The sequence below is a fragment of the uncultured Dokdonia sp. genome, assembly GCF_947492815.1.
Classification (GTDB): domain Bacteria; phylum Bacteroidota; class Bacteroidia; order Flavobacteriales; family Flavobacteriaceae; genus Dokdonia.
Window position 1 is genome coordinate 1 of the sequence record NZ_CANLOB010000126.1, and the last position, 238, is coordinate 238.

Sequence of the window (238 nt, forward strand, 5' to 3'; positions counted from 1 at the left end):
CATCTTCTATATCTTCGGTTGTAGCTCCGTTACTCCATTCATATGTATATGGAGAAGTTCCTCCATCTACTGTAATACCTACAGAACCCGTATCTTCTCCATTACACAAAACGTCTGTAGCTGTACCTGATAATTCTAATGCTTTTACTGGTTGAGTAACTGTAGCGTTTACAGTAATTGTACATCCGTTGGTATCTGTAACAACTACTGAATAATCTCCCGCTACTAAATCTACTAT

1 protein-coding gene is annotated in these 238 nt (G+C 37.8%); it reads right to left on the minus strand.

What is annotated here, in order from left to right; genetic code table 11:
• Nucleotides 1-238, minus strand: a 238-nt coding sequence (locus Q1A01_RS23805; protein WP_299686102.1) for a SprB repeat-containing protein, incomplete at both ends; no start/stop codon positions are given.